18 protein-coding genes and 1 riboswitch are annotated in these 17752 nt (G+C 70.4%); of the genes, 10 read left to right on the forward strand and 8 right to left on the reverse strand.

All coding sequences use genetic code 11. The annotated features are described in order from the left end of the window. The first annotated feature begins 4 nt into the window (after nt 1-4). Together PH203_RS11750 and PH203_RS11755 are read left to right on the forward strand one after the other, a co-directional pair. The gene (locus PH203_RS11750) at nt 5-361 is read left to right on the forward strand and encodes a co-chaperone GroES (protein ID WP_289919573.1); all 357 of its coding nucleotides are present in this window, start codon (nt 5-7) and stop codon (nt 359-361) included. 52 nt (nt 362-413) lie between these two features. Continuing rightward, nucleotides 414-484: riboswitch (guanidine-III (ykkC-III) riboswitch) on the forward strand. Between the two features lie 32 nt (nt 485-516). Continuing rightward, nucleotides 517-837 (forward strand): multidrug efflux SMR transporter, encoded by a 321-nt coding sequence (locus tag PH203_RS11755; RefSeq protein ID WP_289919576.1) that lies wholly within the window; start codon nt 517-519, stop codon nt 835-837. A gap of 14 nt (nt 838-851) precedes the next feature. Here the strand turns inward: PH203_RS11755 and PH203_RS11760 are convergent, their stop codons facing one another. Then, a complete protein-coding gene (locus tag PH203_RS11760) occupies nt 852-3242 on the reverse strand; it encodes a transglycosylase domain-containing protein (RefSeq protein WP_289919579.1) in 2391 nt (796 codons plus the stop codon). Between the two features lie 210 nt (nt 3243-3452). On the opposite strand from PH203_RS11760, the gene PH203_RS11765 reads away from it, so the two are divergent. From PH203_RS11765 to PH203_RS11780, 4 genes are all read left to right on the forward strand, one after another. Continuing rightward, nucleotides 3453-4253, forward strand: coding sequence for an ABC-2 family transporter protein (locus PH203_RS11765; RefSeq protein ID WP_289919580.1), 801 nt, complete (start codon nt 3453-3455; stop codon nt 4251-4253). Nucleotides 4254-4347: 94 nt separating this feature from the next. Continuing rightward, nucleotides 4348-5124 carry an ABC transporter permease gene (locus tag PH203_RS11770; RefSeq protein ID WP_354671242.1) on the forward strand — a complete coding sequence of 259 codons (777 nt, stop codon included), beginning with the start codon at nt 4348-4350 and terminating at the stop codon, nt 5122-5124. A 60-nt stretch (nt 5125-5184) separates the two neighbouring features. Next, the gene (locus tag PH203_RS11775) at nt 5185-6153 is read left to right on the forward strand and encodes an ATP-binding cassette domain-containing protein (protein WP_289919582.1); all 969 of its coding nucleotides are present in this window, start codon (nt 5185-5187) and stop codon (nt 6151-6153) included. Between the two features lie 33 nt (nt 6154-6186). Continuing rightward, nucleotides 6187-6990 (forward strand): DUF1707 domain-containing protein, encoded by an 804-nt coding sequence (locus PH203_RS11780; RefSeq protein WP_289919583.1) that lies wholly within the window; start codon nt 6187-6189, stop codon nt 6988-6990. 144 nt (nt 6991-7134) lie between these two features. On the opposite strand, the gene PH203_RS11785 is transcribed toward PH203_RS11780, so the two are convergent. After that, the gene (locus PH203_RS11785; protein ID WP_289919585.1) at nt 7135-8469 is read right to left on the reverse strand and encodes an SGNH/GDSL hydrolase family protein; all 1335 of its coding nucleotides are present in this window, start codon (nt 8467-8469) and stop codon (nt 7135-7137) included. 63 nt (nt 8470-8532) lie between these two features. Then, on the reverse strand, nt 8533-8766 hold the full coding sequence (locus PH203_RS11790) for a hypothetical protein (protein WP_289920233.1): 234 nt from the start codon (nt 8764-8766) through the stop codon (nt 8533-8535). Between PH203_RS11790 and PH203_RS11795 the strand changes: the two genes are divergently transcribed. Continuing rightward, entirely contained in the window at nt 8683-10059 is a 1377-nt protein-coding gene (locus tag PH203_RS11795) for a DUF445 domain-containing protein (protein ID WP_289919587.1), read from the forward strand. The two genes, PH203_RS11790 and PH203_RS11795, sit on opposite strands and share 84 nt — an antisense overlap. A 96-nt stretch (nt 10060-10155) precedes the next feature. Then, on the forward strand, nt 10156-11718 hold the full coding sequence (locus PH203_RS11800; protein ID WP_289919589.1) for an MFS transporter: 1563 nt from the start codon (nt 10156-10158) through the stop codon (nt 11716-11718). 143 nt (nt 11719-11861) lie between these two features. Here the strand turns inward: PH203_RS11800 and PH203_RS11805 are convergent, their stop codons facing one another. The 3 genes from PH203_RS11805 to PH203_RS11815 form a co-directional block, all read right to left on the reverse strand. After that, nucleotides 11862-13091, reverse strand: a complete 1230-nt coding sequence (locus PH203_RS11805) for a GNAT family N-acetyltransferase (protein WP_289919590.1) — start codon at nt 13089-13091, stop codon at nt 11862-11864. A gap of 167 nt (nt 13092-13258) precedes the next feature. Next, a complete protein-coding gene (locus PH203_RS11810; protein ID WP_289919592.1) occupies nt 13259-13966 on the reverse strand; it encodes a hypothetical protein in 708 nt (235 codons plus the stop codon). A gap of 33 nt (nt 13967-13999) precedes the next feature. Next, nucleotides 14000-14302: a hypothetical protein gene (locus PH203_RS11815; protein WP_289919593.1), complete on the reverse strand. Its 303-nt coding sequence runs from the start codon at nt 14300-14302 to the stop codon at nt 14000-14002. A gap of 149 nt (nt 14303-14451) precedes the next feature. Here PH203_RS11815 and PH203_RS11820 point away from each other — a divergent pair, with 149 nt between their 5' ends. Next, nucleotides 14452-15273 (forward strand): alpha/beta hydrolase, encoded by an 822-nt coding sequence (locus PH203_RS11820; protein WP_289919596.1) that lies wholly within the window; start codon nt 14452-14454, stop codon nt 15271-15273. A 32-nt stretch (nt 15274-15305) separates the two neighbouring features. After that, nucleotides 15306-15875 carry a GNAT family N-acetyltransferase gene (locus tag PH203_RS11825; RefSeq protein ID WP_289919598.1) on the forward strand — a complete coding sequence of 190 codons (570 nt, stop codon included), beginning with the start codon at nt 15306-15308 and terminating at the stop codon, nt 15873-15875. A gap of 22 nt (nt 15876-15897) precedes the next feature. On the opposite strand, the gene PH203_RS11830 is transcribed toward PH203_RS11825, so the two are convergent. Together PH203_RS11830 and PH203_RS11835 are read right to left on the reverse strand one after the other, a co-directional pair. Next, nucleotides 15898-16716, reverse strand: a complete 819-nt coding sequence (locus PH203_RS11830; RefSeq protein ID WP_289919600.1) for a hypothetical protein — start codon at nt 16714-16716, stop codon at nt 15898-15900. A 169-nt stretch (nt 16717-16885) separates the two neighbouring features. Continuing rightward, the gene (locus PH203_RS11835) at nt 16886-17383 is read right to left on the reverse strand and encodes a peptidylprolyl isomerase (RefSeq protein ID WP_289919602.1); all 498 of its coding nucleotides are present in this window, start codon (nt 17381-17383) and stop codon (nt 16886-16888) included. Nucleotides 17384-17752: the final 369 nt, after the last annotated feature.

Raw genomic sequence — 17752 nt, forward strand, 5'->3', positions numbered from 1 at the left:
AGCCGTGAGCGCCAACAGAAACGAGCACAGCGACCAGCACGACAAGCTGCCCATCCGGATGCTGCACGACCGAGTACTCGTGCGGCAGGACGTCGGTGAGGGCGAGCGGCGTTCCGGGGGCGGCATCCTCATCCCCGCCACCGCGGCCGTCGGGCGACGGCTGGCCTGGGCCGATGTCGTCGCGGTCGGACAGAACGTACGGACCGTCGAACCGGGGGACCGGGTTCTGTACGACCCCGAGGACCGTGCCGAGGTCGAGGTGCGGGGCGTCGCCTACGTGCTCATGCGGGAGCGCGACCTGCACGCCGTGGCCGCGGACCGGTTCGAGGGGTCCGAGGACTCGACCGGGTTGTACCTCTGATTCAACGGTGGGGAGAGGGCTGGTGGCCGGTGTCACCAGCCCTCTTCCTGTTTCTTTGCTAGTTTTGAAGGTGCCAGCCCGACGAGACGCGCCGTACCGGGACGCCTGACAAGACGACGCACCCCGTTCAGGAAAGTCTCTCGGAGGTGCCTGTCATGGCCTGGGTTCTGCTCGTCGTCGCCGGTCTGCTCGAAGTCGGCTGGTCGATCGGGATGCGATACACCGACGGTTTCACCCGGCCCCTTCCCAGCCTGCTCACCGGGGCCGGGATCGTCGCCAGCATGCTGTTGCTGTCGCACGCCGCCCGCACCCTTCCCATCGGTACCGCCTACGGCGTATGGGTCGGCATCGGCGCGGCCGGGGCGGCGGTGCTCGGCATGGTGGTGCTGGGGGAGCCGGCCACCGCCGCCCGGATCTTCTTCGTGTGCCTGCTGCTGGTCGCCGTGGTGGGGCTGAAGGCGACCAGCGGTCATTAGCTCATCAGCAGGCGCTATCCCGTCGTCGGCGGGCCGCCGCCCGCCGTCGTACCGCCCGTCGGACCCGTCGTCGTGCCACCGGTGGTCGTGTCGCCGGTCGTACCGCCGGTGGTCGTGTCCCCCGTGGTGCCGCCCGTCGTGGTCGGGTCGCCGGTCGTGCCGCCCGTCGTGGTGGTGTCGCCGCCGGTGGTGCCGCCGGTCGTGGTGTCACCCGTGGTCCCGCCGGTCGTCGGGTCGCCGGTCGTCCCGCCGTCGGTCTGGCCGGCCGTGTCCTGGCCGCCGTCCGTCGTGCCGCCGCTGTCCTGCCCCGCCGTGTCCTGCGGGGGCTCGGTGGAGGGCTCGACGGGCGGGGTGTAGACCTGGTCCGCGCCCTCCTGGAGCTCCAGGTCGAACTCGGCGGCGGGCTTGCCCTTCAGGGCGGCCTTGGTGAACTGGGCCCAGATCTCGGTGGGCGCCCCGCCGCCGTTGATGCGCTGCAGGCCCATGACGCCGTACAGGGACTTGTGTGCGGCGGTCGTCGGGTCCTGGCCCATCACCGAGACGACCGTGGCGAGGTCGGGGGTGTAGCCCGCGAACCAGGCGGCCTGGTCCTCCTCTGCGGTGCCGGTCTTGCCGGCGGCCGGGCGGCCCGCGGCCTGGGCGGCGGTGGCGGTGCCGTTCTCCACGACGCTCTGCAGGATCGAGGTCGTGGTGTCGGCGGCCTCGCGGGTCACGGCCTGGGAGGTCGTGCGCTTCGGCAGGTCGATGACGTCCTTGCCGTCCTTGGTGATGCTCTTGACGATCGTGTACGTGCCGTGCTTGCCGTGGTTGGCGAGCGTGGCGTACGCCTCCGCCATGTCGAGCACGCTGGCGGTGTTCACACCGAGCGCGATGGAGGGCGAGGCGGTCAGGTCGGGGGTGTCGCCGGGGATGCCGAGGGCGATCGCGGTGTCCCTGACCTTGTCGGAGCCCACGTCCACGGCCATCTGCGCGTACACCGAGTTCACCGACTTGTCGGTGGCGGTGCGCACGGTGATGTTCCCGTAGTTCACGTCGTCCTCGTTGGCCGGGTCGTAGCTGCCGCCGGTCCAGCCCTGCACGGGGCGCTTGTTGGTGCCGTCGTAGACCGTGTTCGGGGTGATGGGGCGGCCGTCCTGGGTGACGGACTCGTTCTGGACGGCCGAGGTGAACACGAACGGCTTGAAGGTGGAGCCGACCTGGAAGTCCCGGCGGGTGGCGTTGTTCGTGTACTGCTTGACGTAGTCGATGCCGCCGTACATCGCCACGACCTGCCCGGTCTTCGGGTCGACGGCGGCGCCGCCCGCGCGGACGTAGGTGTCGACCTTGCGGGCCTTCTTGTCGAGCTTGTCCATCAGCTGGTCGTTGACGGCGTCGACGAAGTCGTCCTGCCTCTTCTTCTGGATGGTGGTGATGATGCGGTAGCCGCCGGCGTCGAGCTCGTCGGCGCTGAGGATCTTGTTCTCGGCCAGGTAGTCGTTGACCGCGTTGACGAGATAGCCGCGCTGCCCGGACATCCCGGTGGAGACGGTGGCCTCCTTCGGCATCGGGAACTTCAGGCCGGCCCGCTCGGACTGCTTCAGCCAGCCCTCCTTGACCATGCCGTCCAGGACGTAGTTCCAGCGGGCCACGGCGGCCGGCTTGTTCTGCGGGTGGGCGACGACGTCGTACTCGCTCGGCGCGTTGAGCAGTGCGGCGAGATAGGCGCCCTCGCCCGCCGTGAGCTTGGTGGCGTCCTTGCCGTAGTAGGCCTGGGCGGCGGCCTGGATGCCGTAGGAATTGCGGCCGAAGTAGCTGGTGTTGAGGTAGCCCTCCAGGATCTCGTCCTTGGACTTCTCCCGGTCCAGCTTGATGGAGATGAAGAACTCCTTCACCTTGCGGGTGACGGTCTGCTCCTGCGCCAGGTAGTAGTTCTTCACGTACTGCTGGGTGATCGTGGAGCCGGACTGGGTGCCCTTGCCGGTGGCGGTGTTCCAGGCGGCGCGCACCATCGCCTTGGGGTCGATCGCCGACTCGGAGTAGAAGTCCCGGTCCTCGGCGGCCAGTACGGCGTGCTGGGCGTTGATCGAGATCTGGGAGAGGGTGACGTTCTCGCGGTTGACCTCGCCGTCGCGGGCGAGCTGGCTGCCGTCCGCGTACAGATAGACGTTGGACTGCTTGGTGGCGAGCGCGTTGGCCGGCGGGATCTTCACCAGCGAGTAGCCGAGGAAGAACAGGCCGATCACCAGCAGTATCCCGAGGACGAAGGTGCCGAGCACCATGCGCCAGGTGGGGATGATCCGCCGCCACCCGGTCCGCTTCGGCTTCTTGCCGCCCTGACCGCTCTGACCGCCGGGCTCCGCGGCCGCCAAGGGTTCTCTGGGCGCCCAGCCCTGGTTCGGCTGCTGCGGCTGCGGCTCGTCACTCATGTCGTGCACGGACTCCTGTTTCACGCTTTTACGTCGTACAACGCCGTACGTCCTCGTACGTGTTCTGCGTCCCCGGATGAAGACTGTCGCACCATGCGTTCCGTTCCCGGCGACCGGCGCGCGTCTGCCCCGAAAATGGGTGGCGTGCGTCACCACCGGGGGCTAGGCTCTCGCGCTTTGGTGCCAGGGCGGACCGAGGAGGGCTGTGGCGTGGGTTCGGGGCGGTTGTACGTGGCCGTCGCGGCGGGCGGGTTCAGACGGTACGCGACCTACCGGGCCGCCACCGCCGCCGGGGTGTTCACCAACACCGTTTTCGGCCTGATCCTCGTCTACACCTACACCGCGCTGTGGGACGAGCGGCCGCATCTGGGCGGCTACGACCTGGCGCAGGCCGTCACCTATGTGTGGATCGGCCAGTCGCTGTTCAAGACGGTCGCCACCGGCGGCGGAGGTGTCGAGACCGAGCTGATGGAACGCATCCGCACGGGTGACATCGCGGTCGACCTGTACCGCCCGGCCGACCTCCAACTGTGGTGGCTCGCCGCCGACTTGGGCCGGGCGGGCTTCGAACTGCTCGGCCGCGGGGTGGTCCCCTTCGTCTTCGGCGCACTGGTCTTCGACCTGGCCCTGCCGACGGAGGTGTCGACGTGGGCCGCCTTCCTGGTCGCGGTCCTCCTCGCGATGCTGGTCAGCTTCGCGATCCGGTATCTCGTGGCGCTGAGCGCGTTCTGGCTCCTCGACGGCTCCGGGGTGGCGCAGATGGTGATGTTCGTCGGCTGGTTCTGCTCGGGCATGATCCTGCCGCTGAACGTCTTCCCGGGCGCGCTCGGCGAGGTCGTACGGGTCCTGCCGTGGTCCTCGCTGCTCCAGGCGCCCGCGGATGTGCTGATGGGACACGCCGATCCGCTCGGCACGTACGCCTTCCAGGCGATGTGGGCGGTGCTGCTGCTGGCGGCGGGGCGGGCGGTGCAGGGGGCGGCTACGCGGCGGGTGGTGGTGCAGGGTGGCTGAGTCGATCGAGGCGATCGAGGCGAGCAAGGTGGCCGAGGAGGTGGGGCGCGGGGCGGGGATCGGCAGGGTTGTCGAGGGGTTCCGTGCCTACCGCATGATCTCCGCGATGTGGATCCGCTCCACGATGACGTACCGCTTCTCCTTCTTCATGACCACGCTCGGAAACTTCACGGCGACCTCGCTGGACTTCGTCGCGATCATGCTGATGTTCTCGCGCGTCGACGGGCTCGGCGGCTACGGCCTGCCCCAAGTCGCCTTCCTGTACGGCCTGTCCAGCGTCGCGTTCGGTCTCGCCGATCTCACGCTGGGCTCGATGGAGAAGCTCGGACGCCGGGTGCGCGACGGCACGCTCGACACGCTGCTGGTGCGGCCCGCGCCGGTGCTGGCGCAGATGGCGGCGGACCAGTTCGGGCTGCGCCGTCTCGGCCGGATCACCCAGGGCGTGCTGGTGCTGGGGTACGCGCTGGCCACCGTCGACATCGACTGGACCCCGGCGAAGCTGCTGCTGATGCCGGTGATGATCGTCAGCGGCGCCGGGATCTTCGGCGCGGTGTTCATCGCGGGCGCGGCCTTCCAGTTCGTGGCGAAGGATGCCTCCGAGGTGCAGAACGCGTTCACCTACGGCGGTACGACGATGCTGCAGTACCCGCCGACGGTGTTCGCGACGGAGATGGTGCGCGGGGTGACGTTCGTCCTGCCGCTGGCCTTCGTCAACTGGCTGCCCGCGACCTATGTGCTGGGACTGCCGATCCCGCTCGGGCTGCCGCAGTGGGTGGCGTTCCTGCCGCCGCTGGTGGCCGCGGGGTGCTGTGCGGCGGCGGGGGCGGCCTGGCGGGCGGGGCTTCGCTCGTATCAGAGCACGGGGAGCTGAGGGGCATGGTGGCTGAGGGACACGGCAGGGGTCTGGGAGCTGAGGGGCACGGTAGGGGTCATGGCTGACGGATTCATCGAGCTCGACCGCGTCGAGAAGGTCTTCGACGTGCGCAAGAAGACCGGATTCATGAAGCGGGAGCGGCGGCAGGTGCGGGCCGTCGACTCGATCTCCTTCAGCGTGGCCCGCGGCGAGATGGTCGGCTACATCGGGCCCAACGGCGCCGGCAAGTCCACCACGATCAAGATGCTCACCGGCATCCTCACCCCGAGCGGCGGCCGGCTGCGGGTGGCGGGCATCGACCCGTCCCGCGAACGCGGCCGGCTCGCGCACCGGATCGGGGTGGTGTTTGGGCAGCGGACCACGCTGTGGTGGGACTTGCCGCTCATCGACTCGTACCGGCTGATGCACCGCATGTACCGCATCCCCGACGCCCGTTACCGCGAGAACCTCGACCGCTGCGTCGAACTCCTGGAACTCTCCGACCTGTTGGACGTCCCGGTCCGTCAACTCTCCCTCGGGCAGCGGATGCGGGGCGACATCGCGGCGGCCCTGCTGCACGACCCCGAGGTGCTGTACCTCGACGAGCCGACGATCGGGCTCGACGTCATCTCCAAGGCCAAGGTGCGGGGATTCCTGCGGGAGTTGAACGCCGAGAGCGGTACGACGGTGCTGCTGACCACCCATGACCTCCAGGACATCGAGCAGCTCTGCTCCCGGGTGATGGTCATCGACCACGGGCGTCTGATGTACGACGGTCCGCTCGCCGGGCTCCACGAGGCGGGGGAGAGCGAGCGGACGCTGGTGGTCGACCTGGAGCGGGAGCTCCCGCCGATCGAGGTGGGCCCTGCGGCACGGGTGGTGAAGGTGGAAGGGCCGCGGCAGTGGCTGGCGTTCCCTGCGGGGGAGTCCGCGGCGCCGTTGGTGGCGCGGATCGCGGCGGAGTATCCGTTGGTGGATCTGTCGGTGCGGGAGCCGGATATCGAGATGGTGATCGCCAAGATGTATGCAGACAGAGCGACTGCATAGTGCGGATGGGTGGGAACTCGTAGGCTTCTGTGTATGACCGACGAACTCCCTGAACTTCGTGCCTCAGATGCCGATCGTGAGCGAGTCGCCGAGATCCTGCGGGACGCCCTCGCGGAGGGCCGTCTCGACATGGAGGAGTTCGAGGAACGGCTGGACGCGACGTACAAGGCGCGGACGTACGGGGAACTGACGCCGATCACCCGCGACCTGCCGACGGCGCCGGGCGCCGGGCCTGCCGTCAACCTCGTCAAGGAGCCGGTGGCCGACGGGAGTTGGGCCTCCCGGATCACCGGTGGCGAGGGGTCGTCGACCTGGGCCGTCGCCGTGATGTCGGGGTTTCAGCGCAAGGGGCGCTGGACCGTGCCGAAGCGGTTCAACTGCTTTGCGTTCTGGGGCGGCGGGGAGATCGATCTGCGCGAGGCGAACTTCGCGGACCGTGAGGTCGAGATCAACTGCGTCGCGATCATGGGCGGGGTGAATGTGATCGTGCCGCCGGGGGTCGAGGTCGTGGTGCGCGGGATCGGGATCATGGGCGGGTTCGACCAGCGCGAGGACGGGGTGCTGGGGGATCCGGGGGCGCCGCGGGTGGTCGTCACCGGGTTCGCCTTCTGGGGCGGGGTCGGGATCGAGCGGAAGCTGACGAAGGCGGAGCGGCAGCGGCTTCGGGCGGAGCGCAGGCAGGAGAAGCTGGACCGTAAGTCGTCCATGCGGGAGTTGCACGAGTCGTTCCGTGAGGACGTGCAGGATGCGCATCGGCGGCTGCTGGAGGGGCATCGGGATCTGATGCGGGACCGGCATGACGGGCGGGATCGTCGGGATCGGCACGACGAGTACTGAGGCGGGGCGGCGTGGGGGGCTGGGGCCGGGTGGGTCGCGCGGCCCGGCGCCGGCGGGGTGCCTCCCCCAGAGGGGGGACCCCCAGCGCCCACCCGTGCCGCCCCTAGCGGCACGCCTGTCCGCAGACTGCTCGGCTGAGGCCGATCACAGCTCCGCCGGGGCCGAGCCCTTCAAGTCCTCCAGGTTCAGCGCTTCCCCCATCTGTGCGTACCCCTTGTCGCTCGGGTGCAGATGGTCGCCCGAGTCGTAGTCCGACCGCAGCCTTCTCGGGTTGTACGGGTCTCTGATCGCCTTGTCGAAGTCGGCGACCGCGTCGTACACGTGCCCGTCGCGGATCGTCGCGTTGATCTGCTGGCGGACGTCCTCGCGGGCGTCGGTGTAGCCCCGGTGGCCCTGGAAGGGCATCAGGGTGGCGCCGATGACCTTGATGCCGCGGGCGTGGGCCTGGCGGACCATGGTGCGCAGGCCGTCGAGGATCTGGTCGGGGTCGGCGAGGGCGGGGTTGCGGAGGATGTCGTTGACGCCGAGGTCGATGACGACGACCTTGACGTTGGGGCGGCCGAGCACGTCCCGTGCGAAGCGGTCGAGGCCGCTCGGGTTCTCGGCGGGGCGCCCGAGGCCGCTGGTGAGGACGCGGTTGCCGCTGATGCCCTGGTTGACGACGCTGTAGCGGGGCAGGTCGGCGCCGGACTCGATCGCGCTGCGCAGCCGGTCCGAAAGGACGTCGGTCCAGCGGCGGTTGGCGCCCTCGGTGGAGGTGATGCCGTCGGTGAGCGAGTCGCCGAGGACGACGACCGTGCCGTCGGCCTCGTTGCTCAGCACGTCCAGGGCGGTGAGGTAGCGCCAGGAGGGGGTTTCCTCCGTGTACGCCGTCCCCGTCACGTCCTCGGTGAGGTCCCCGTCGGCGAGGTACGAGACCTGGCGGGCGTGCCGGTGGTAGGTGACCGGCCCCGACCGGGTGGGGGAGTAGGTGGTGACGAGGACGTCACTGCCGTACGCGATCGTGACGCGTACCGCGTCGCTCGTCACCTGGCCGCCCGCGGGGATCACGACTGTCGTGTTGCCGCCGAAGGTGAGGCGCCGCATGGTGTCGGCGGCCGCCGCGGCCGTGTCCTTCGCCGCGGCGAGGGCGATCGACGCATGGGTGACGGTCAGCGGCGACTGGCCGTAGAGGTTGGACAGCGTGACGCGGGCACTCGTACCTCCGGCGGAGGCGTGCACGATGTTGCGCACGGAGCGGCCCGCCATGCCCTCGGTCTCCGTCCTGGGCTCGGCGGCCGCAGGGGAGGTGGACCAGGCGCCGACCCAGGTGCCGGTGGAGGCGGGGGCGGCGGAGTTGTGCGGGGCGGGCCCCTGGACGACGGTGTTCCGCCGGCCGCTGCCGTCGTCGGCGGCGACACCGACGTACAGGGCGGCGGAGAGCGCCACGATCAGGGCGACGATCCCCGAAAGCAGGGCACAACCACGCTGCCTGGTCATGCGGTGCGGTTCTCCTCGGGCGGACGGGAGCCCGGGGCTCCGATGTGATCATCTCATGATGCGTCATGAGATGAGGGGGAGTTGACCGGCCCCCCTGCCGTCGAGCACGTCGAACACGTCGATCACGGCGATCACGTCGAACATGTCGATCACGTCGACCTGACAGACGCCGGGAACTCCTGTTCCGTTCCGGGAGTCGGTCAGGAAGGGACAATGTGTGTAAGGGATCACGAACGGGTGGAGTGGATGGAACACACGAAACCAGGCGAATCGGATACCACTGACGTGGAGCAGCATGCCCGCCCGGCCGCCAGGGTTAACCGTGCGATGACCGCGTTCAGCGCAGCGGACGAGGAGAAGCAGCGCGGCGTACGCCGGATGAAGCTCACGGCGGCCGGGCTGCTGCTGTTCGTGGCGGTGGTGTACGTCCTCGCCAAGTGGGCCTCGCACGAGGGCGCGGGCGCGTGGACGGGCTATGTCGCCGCGGCCGCGGAGGCCGGCATGGTCGGCGCGCTGGCCGACTGGTTCGCGGTGACGGCCCTGTTCCGGCGGCCGCTCGGCCTGCCCATCCCGCACACGGCGATCATCCCGACCAAGAAGGACCAGTTGGGCGTCTCGCTGGGCGAGTTCGTCGGGGAGAACTTCCTCTCCGAGGACGTCGTACGGCAGCGGCTGCGGGCGGTCGGCATCGGCAGCCGGCTGGGTGCGTGGCTGGCGGAACCCGAGCACGCCGACCGGGTGACGGCCGAGCTGTCGGCCGCCCTGCGCGGCGCGCTGACCGTGCTGCGTGACTCCGATGTGCAGGCGGTGGTCGGGGAGGCGATCACCCGTCGGGCCGACGCGCAGGAGATCGCGCCGGGCATCGGGAAGATGCTGGAGAAGGTCGTCGCGGACGGCGGACACAAGCGGGTCGTGGACCTGGTCGTGACGCGGGCGCACGACTGGCTGGTCCTGCACGACGAGCAGGTCATGGGCGCAGTCCAGGGCGGTGCACCCGGATGGACCCCGCGGTTCGTGGACAAGCGGGTCGGCGAGCGCGTCTACAAGGAGCTGCTGCGGTTCGTGACGGAGATGCGGGACATGCCCTCGCACCCGGCCCGAGGCGCGCTCGACCGCTTCCTGACCGACTTCGCCTCCGACCTCCAGTCCGACACCGACACACGCGCGCGGGTCGAGCGGCTCAAGGGCGAGGTGCTCGGGCGCGGCGAGGTCCAGGACCTGATCGCGTCCGCCTGGACCGCCGTACGGTCGATGATCGTGGCCGCGGCCGAGGACGAGCGCAGTGAGCTGCGGCTGCGGGTGCGGGCGTCGCTGCTGTCGCTGGGGGCGCGGATGGCGGTCGAGCCCCGGCTGCAGGCCAAGGTGGACGGCTGGGTCGAGGGCGCGGCGGTGTACGTGGTGACGACGTACCGCCGCGAGGTCACCTCGCTGATCACGGACACGGTGGCGAGCTGGGACGCCGAGCACACCACGAAGAAGATCGAGGCGAACATCGGGCGGGACCTGCAGTTCATCCGGATCAACGGCACGGTGGTGGGCTCGCTCGCGGGGCTGCTGATCTACACGCTGTCGCGGGCGCTGGGGGCGTAGGCCCCGCCCCTCCTGGGCACCCGGCACGAGTTCTCACGCGTTTTCTCACGCGTTTTCTCACTCGTTCCGGAGTTCCGCTCGATGAGGAGGGAGCCCATGACCACCGCCGAGGCCGAGACCGGCCGGACCGTGACATCGAACATCCCCGCGCGACTCGACCGTCTCCCATGGTCGCGCTGGCACTGGTCCATCGTCGTCGGACTGGGCACCGTGTGGATCCTCGACGGCCTGGAGGTGACGGTCGTCGGCAACATCGCGGGGAGGTTGTCGGAGCCGGGCAGCGGACTGCCGATCACCTCCGGCGAGGTGACCGGCCTCGCGGCGGCGCTGTATGTGGCGGGGGCGTGCGCGGGGGCACTCTTCTGGGGCCGGCTGACGGACAAATGGGGCCGCAAGAAGCTGTTCATGATCACGCTGGCCGTGTATCTCGCGGCGACGGCACTCACCGCCGTCTCCTTCTCCACCTGGTGGTTCTTCGCCTTCCGGTTCCTGACCGGGTTCGGGATCGGCGGCGAGTACGCGGCGATCAACTCGGCCATCGACGAGCTGATCCCGGCGCAGTACCGGGGCCGGGTCGACCTGATGATCAACGGCAGCTTCTGGCTGGGCGCGGTGGGCGGCTCGCTGCTGTCGATCGTCGCACTGGACACGTCCGTACTGGCCAAGGACGTGGGCTGGCGCCTGACGTTCGCACTGGGCGCGGTGCTGGCACTGGTGATACTCCTCGTACGACGTCATGTACCGGAGAGCCCGAGGTGGCTGCTGATCCACGGCCGCGAGGAGGAGGCGGAACGGATCGTCTCCGGCATCGAACGGCAGGTCGAGGCGGAGCGGGGGGAGCGGCTGCCGGAGCCGTCGCCGGACGCCGAGCTCACGATCCACCAGCGGCGGAGCGTGACGTTCCTGGAGATCGCCCGGACCGTGTTCTCGAAGTACCGGCGGCGGGCGGTGCTGGGGTTCGCGCTCTTCATCGGGCAGGCGTTCCTGTACAACGCCATCACCTTCGGCTTCGGCGCGATCCTGACGAAGTTCTACGACGTCCCCACGGGCAGTACGGGTTACTACTTCGCGGTGATCGCCATCGGCAACTTCATGGGCCCGCTGCTGCTGGGGAAGCTGTTCGACACGGTCGGGCGGCGGGTGATGATCTCGTCGACCTATCTGCTGTCCGGGCTGCTGCTCTTCGGCACGGCCTGGCTGTTCGACCGGGGGGCCCTGGACGCGGGGACGCTGACGGCCTGTTGGTGCGCGGTGCTGTTCTTCGCCTCGGCGGGGGCGTCGAGCGCGTATCTGACGGTGTCGGAGATCTTCCCGATGGAGACCCGGGCCATGTCCATCGCCTTCTTCTACGCACTGGGCACCGCGGCGGGCGGCATCAGCGGACCGATGCTCTTCGCGGACCTGACCGGGACGGGCCGCGTCGGCGACACCGTGCTCGCCTTCCAGGTCGGCGCCGCGCTGATGTGCGCGGCGGGACTGGTGGCCGCGGCACTGGCGGTACGGGCGGAACGCCGGTCGCTGGAGGACATCGCCCGGCCGCTGACTGCGGCGGCTTCGGCGGTGGTGAAGACGGGCGCGGGGACGGGGACGGGGGCGGGTGCGGGGGCGCGTAAGGGGAAGGGGGACGGGTCCGCCGGGGCTCGGGCGGCTACGGCTTGAGATGGCTTGAGATGGCTTGGGGGCGGTGAGTCGGGCGGGGCGGTGAGGTCGGGCGGGGAGCGGGGAGGCGGCCGTGGGGTGACCGTCTCCGGCCCCGACCCCGTATCGACTCCGACTCCGTACCGACTCCGCCCCCGTACCGACTAGAACCAGTGCAGGCAGTGCGGGGGCCGTTCCGCGCGGAACAGGGCGTCGGCGACGGTCGCCGCCTCCGGGTGGTGGGCCCGGATGTGGCCGGCGCGTACGAGGGTGCTCGGGGTGGTGCCGCCGAGGTAGATCGAGCCCAGGTCGGACACGTCCAGGGAGAGGTCGGGATCGCGGTCCGTCGGGACGCAGTCGGCCTTGCCGTTCGCGACGGTGAGCAGCCAGCGGCCGTGCTCGCCGAGGAACGGGTCGTCGACGTCGAGGACGAGCTCGCCGTCCGTGACCCAGCCGCGTGCGGTCAGTGCCCGTGGGATGTCGAGGAGCCGTACCCAGAGCCAGTCCGTGTGGCCGCTCACCTCCCCGCCACGGAAGTCTTCCAACTGCCAGGGCAGCGGATGCCCGGGCGGGAGGTGCTTGAACACGATCTGCTTGACCAGGTCGTGCCGGAGCAGATACCCGGCCAGGGCCGTGAAGACGGCGTCGTCGGCGGCGATCGTCTCGTCGACCGTCAGGGTTCGGTCGGGGTCGCCGACCGTATAGCTGGCGTACCCGTCCGGAACACCATCGGCATCCCGGTGCACGGCGATGTACCGCTGCGCCGGAGCGATCGGCGGCTGCCCCGCGCGCCTCTCCCACCAGCGATGCGGCCGGGACAGCGCGCCGGGCTGGGCGCGGCGGTACCGGTCGTAGACCTCCTCCAGGACCTGCCCGCAGTCGGCCCGTCGCACCACCTCGATCGTGCCGTCGTCCGCGGGGGCTTCTTCCTCCCCGCCCGCCCGGGGAAGGGCGAGGGCGCCCCGATGCCGCGGCACGGTCAGCTTCTGGGTGTAGGTCGCCGGCCCGTAGCCGAACCTGCGGTAGATCAGCGCCTCGGAGGCCAGCAGCACGGAGAGACACTCACCGCGGTCCCGCAGCTCGCCGAGCTGACGCCGCATCATCGCGCCGAGAACCCCCTGCCGCCGGTGCGAGGGCAGCACGCCGACCGCGGTCACCCCGCCGACCGGGACGACGACCTCACCGGGCAGCGTGAGCTCGAAGGAGTACGCCGCCGCGGTACCCACGGGCCGCCCGTCCTCCGCCGTCGCGAGCAGCCCGCGGTCCACCTCGAACGCCGCCCACCAGACCCCGCCGCCGTCCTCGGCCGGAGTCTCCGGGAACATCCCGAACGCGGCATGCATCGTGTCGATGAAGACGTCGAGGTCCTGGTCGGTCGTGGGACGGATCTCCATCGCTGCCGCTGCCTTCCCCTGTTGCCGGCACCCCGGCATCCGTACGGGCACCATGGCCCGGCGGCGCCCCGCCACAGTGCAACGTCAACCCGGGCCAGGGTCAAGCGGATTACGGCGGGGCCCACCCGCCCGGCCGGTCAGGCGGTGACCGGTCAGACCGTGGCCAGTCAGGCAGTGGCTGGTCCGGCGGTGGCTGGTCCGGCGGTGGCCGGTACGGGCTCCCAGTCCGGGCAGTACTCGACATGCATCGCGGGCATCGAGCGGTCCAACAGCCCCGACGACGGCCGGAGTTCGACGCACGCGTGCCCGCCGTTCCCCTGCCGTCGGCGGTGTTCGGCGGGACCGGTGTCGGCCAGGTCGAGGAAGTCCGCGGCGACGTCCGCGAAGGCGAGTGCGCTCCCGGTCAGCACCAGCGTCCCGGCGGCGATGGTCAGCCGCAGCCGGTCATGGAACCCGGCGTGCAGGCTCTCGGGCCCGGCCCGGTCCGCCCCTGAGGGGAAATCGGCCGCCCGGAACTCGACGGTGCGCGGACTCCCGTGCCCGAGCCGCCCCCGCACCTCCTTCCACCGGGACGTCGGAAACTGCCGTGAGTGATGCACGAGCAGCAGGTCACGGGCCTGATGCGGCTCAGGAAGCGGCCGCCCGATCCGCGGCCGCTCACCGCGCCCGCGCAAGGGGAGATGCACCAGCGAACGCGGCGACCGCGCGGCCAGCAGCCAGGCCGCCGCCAGTTCGGCCGCGGCGGCCCGGTCCACCCACACCTCCACCCAACGCCCGGCGTCGTAGCAGCGGGCCCGGCGCAGCCCGGCGGTGCGCAGCACCCGGTACTCCTCCGCACCGAGCCGCACCCGGTGCTCGGTGATGCCGAGCCTCAAGCCCGCCCCCGCGTGTCCCCCACCGCCCGTCCCTCAGCCCTGCCGATCTGCCACCGCCCACGAAGCCAGGGCCACCGCCCCGGCCACCCCGAACACGGCCGGCCAGGCGCCCACCTTCTTCGCCAGCGGATGCGACCCCGCGAACGCCGCGACATACGCCGCCGTCAACGCCCCCGCCGCCTTCCCGCCCGCCTGCCGCCGCCACTGCTGCGCCGCCGCGGCCCCGGCGGCGGCGAGCACGACCCCGCCCAACTGCCGCTTCCTGGTCCACCGGGCCACGCCGTACCCCCCGACGAGCCCACCCGCCGCGACCACCGCGCTGGGAACCTTCGCCATGTCTCCTCCGCCCATTCCGAGCTGCCTGTCCCGAGCTGCTGTCCCGAGTTGCTGTCCCGTGCTGCCCATGCCCGTTCGATATGTCCCGAGGCTAACCTTCCCGGCGTGATCTCCTGAACCGGGGATACGTTCGACCAACGGGGGACACCTTGCGTCACATCGCCACGCCCGACGGCACCCGTCTCGCCTACCGCGACCACCCCCGCCCCCACTCCAACCCCGCCTCCCGCACCGCCGTCCTCCTCCACGGCCTCGCCGGACACATGGGCGAGTGGGACGCCCTCACCCCGCACCTCCTCGCATCCGGTTTCCGCGTCGTGACCTACGACGCCCGCGCCCACGGCGCCAGCACCCGCCGCCCGCCGACGGTGACCAGAGCGGCGTACGTCGATGACGCGGCGGCCCTGATCGAGGGGCTGGGGCTGGGTGCCGTGACGCTGGTCGGGCAGTCCCTGGGCGGGCATACGGCGATGCTGCTGGCGTCGCGACGGCCGGAGCTGGTGGCCGGGCTGGTCCTCGTGGAGGCGGGGCCGGCCGGGCCCAGTCCGGAGGTGCCGGGGCAGATCGCGGGATGGCTGGAGAGCTGGCCGACACCGTTCGGGTCGGTGGCGGAGGCCGAGAGGTTTCTGGGGCACGAGGCGTGGGCGCGAGGGCTGGAGCAGCGGGCGGACGGCTGGTATCCGCGCTTCGACCCGGACCGGATGGTGGAGTCGCTGGCCGAACTGGCCGAGAACGCCTATTGGCAGGAGTGGTCCCGGATCACCTGCCCGACACTCGTGGTGCAGGGCGGGAACGGCACCATGCGTCCGACGGAGGCGGCGGACATGCGGGCGCTGCGCCCGGACGTGCGGGTGACCGTCGTACCGGGAGCCGGACATGACGTACACCTGGAGCAGCCGGAACAACTGGCGGTCGCGATGGACGAGTTCGTGCGGCTCCTGGATCGGGAGTGTGAGACAAATGGCCGCTGACGCATCCGCCGGACGATGACGAGGAGCGCGCCATGCATGTCTTCCTGACCACCGATCGGCTGCGGCTGCGCGCCTTCACCGAGGCAGACTCCGATTCCGCCGCCCTGTTCGCGCTGGACAACGACGCCGACGTCATGCGCTACCTCAACGGCGGCAAGCCGACCTCCCTCGACGCCATCCGCACCCGTACCCTCCCGCACTTCCTCCACGACTACCCGTGCCTCGGCACCCGTGGCTTCTGGGCGGCGGAGGAGAAGGACACGGGGGTCTTCCTGGGCTGGTTCGAGTTCCGGCCGCTGGAGGAGCACAGCACCGAGACCGTGGAGCTGGGGTACCGGCTCAACAAGGCCGCCTGGGGCCGGGGTTACGCCACCGAGGCCTGCCGGGCGCTGATCGACAAGGGGTTCGCGGAACTGGGCGTCGAGCGGGTCACCGCGAACACGATGTCCGTGAACCTCCGGTCCCGGCGCGTGATGGAGAAGGCGGGACTGACCTTCGTACGGAACTTCCACGGCGACTGGCCGGAGATGATCGAGGGATCGGAGGCGGGAGAGGTGGAGTATCAACTCACCCGCGCCGACTGGGAAGTTCAGGGGAGCTGAGCTCTTCCGCCGCTCGCGCCGGTCAGCTCGTGCGTCGTACGTCCGCGCACTCGACCTCCGGGGAGCCGCCGTACGCCTCGATCGTCGTCCTGGTGCCGGTGGTGCTGCCTGACAGGCATAGCCCGCTGTCGAACATGCGCAGGTCGAGGATGAACTCGACGGCGCCGGCGCCGGTGTCGGTGTCGGCGTCGTCGGCGCGTTGGGGTCCGTGGACGGCGTCGTCGATGTAACCGAGGCCGCGCAGGGTCTCGGCGACCTGTGCCGGGGTCGGGTCGGGGGTCTTCTCGAGGGCGGCAGTGACGCGCTCGGCGTGGAGAGGGGCCTCGCACTTCTCCACGGAACTCAGTTCCGTCTCCTGCGCGGCCTTCTCGGGGTCGCGGGGCTCACTGCTCGGCACCGGTTCGTCCGGCAGGGGCACCGGAGCGGGCTCCTCGGGCGGGACCGTGCCGCCGAGTTCCCTCTCCTCCACCTTCTCCAGTTCCGCCAACTCCTCCGACGGCAACGAGGTGGGCAGGTCCGAGGGCAGACAGGGCTCGGCGATGTCGAGGAGGAGTTCCATGTAGGCGAGGGGCGCGAGGCCTTCGGTTTCCTCGGAGGCGGAGGCGGAGGCGGAGTCGGGGGCGGGGTTGGAGTCGGAGGCGAGGTTGGAGTCGGGCGCTGTGGCGGGGGGTGAGGTCGCGACCCGGCTGTGGGCTTGGGCGGCCGCCGCCCTGTCTCCCGCTGCCCTGTCGCCCGCCTGCTCGCTCCCACAGGCGGCAAGTCCCAGCACACACAGCGCCGCCAACGTCGTACGACCGAAAACGCTGTGCTTCCCGGCGGATCTGGTAAGTCGTCGTCTCATGCCTGAAGCATCGGCGTGATCAAAGGGCCGAGCATGAGTACTGCTACTCAAAGCGAGCCGGGTTAAAAGGAGTTCCCGCCTCCGACGACGAGCTGCGAGATGCGCGCGCGGAATACGCGACGGCCGGGGCGATCGACACCGCACCGGCCGTTCACAGGGATCGCAGAGGTCAGAGCTGACCGGACTCGGCGATGGTGATCTTCGCCGAGGTCGCACCGCTGCGCGAGCCGAGCGACTCGATCTTCTTCACGACCGCCATGCTGGCCTCGTCGGCGACCTCGCCGAACACGACGTGCTTGCCGTCCAGCCAGTCCGTCACGATCGTGGTGACGAAGAACTGCGAGCCGTTGGTGTTCGGGCCGGCGTTGGCCATGGACAGCAGGCCCGGACGGTCGTGCTTGAGCTTGAAGTTCTCGTCGGCGAACTTCTCGCCGTAGATGCTCTTGCCGCCCGTACCGTTGCCGGCGGTGAAGTCGCCGCCCTGAAGCATGAAGTCCGGGATGACCCGGTGGAACGAGGACCCGGCGAAACCGAAGCCCTTCTCGCCGGTGGCCAGCGCGCGGAAGTTCTCCGCCGTCTTCGGGACGACGTCGTCGAAGAGGTTGAAGTTGATACGGCCCGCGGGCTCGCCGTTGATCGTGATGTCGAAGTAGACCTTGGTTGTCATGAGTCTATCCTGCACTGTCCGGCTCGGGGTGCCGGACAGGTGGTGGGTGTGAGTGGGGTGACCTGCGGTGATGCCTGCCGGGAGGTGTCGTGCCGACGCCGGAAACGGTCCCGCGTGGCATGGGCCACGGTGGATCGTGGCGTGGGTTGTCGCGGGGCGTGGCGTGGGCTGTTGCGGGGCGTGGCATCGGTCACCGGGGCCCCTGACGGGCGGCGAGCCGGGCAGACCACTCGCGTTCCGCGATGCCGAGCCCGCGCTCCGGCGTCTCGACGAGCCGTAGAACCACCGGCCCGGACCCCAGGCGGCCTCCGCCCCGAACGACCCTGGTGATGAGTTGTCGCGCCCGTTCCCGTCATACCTACGACAGCC

This window comes from Streptomyces sp. S.PB5 (assembly GCF_030403745.1).
Taxonomy (GTDB): domain Bacteria; phylum Actinomycetota; class Actinomycetes; order Streptomycetales; family Streptomycetaceae; genus Streptomyces.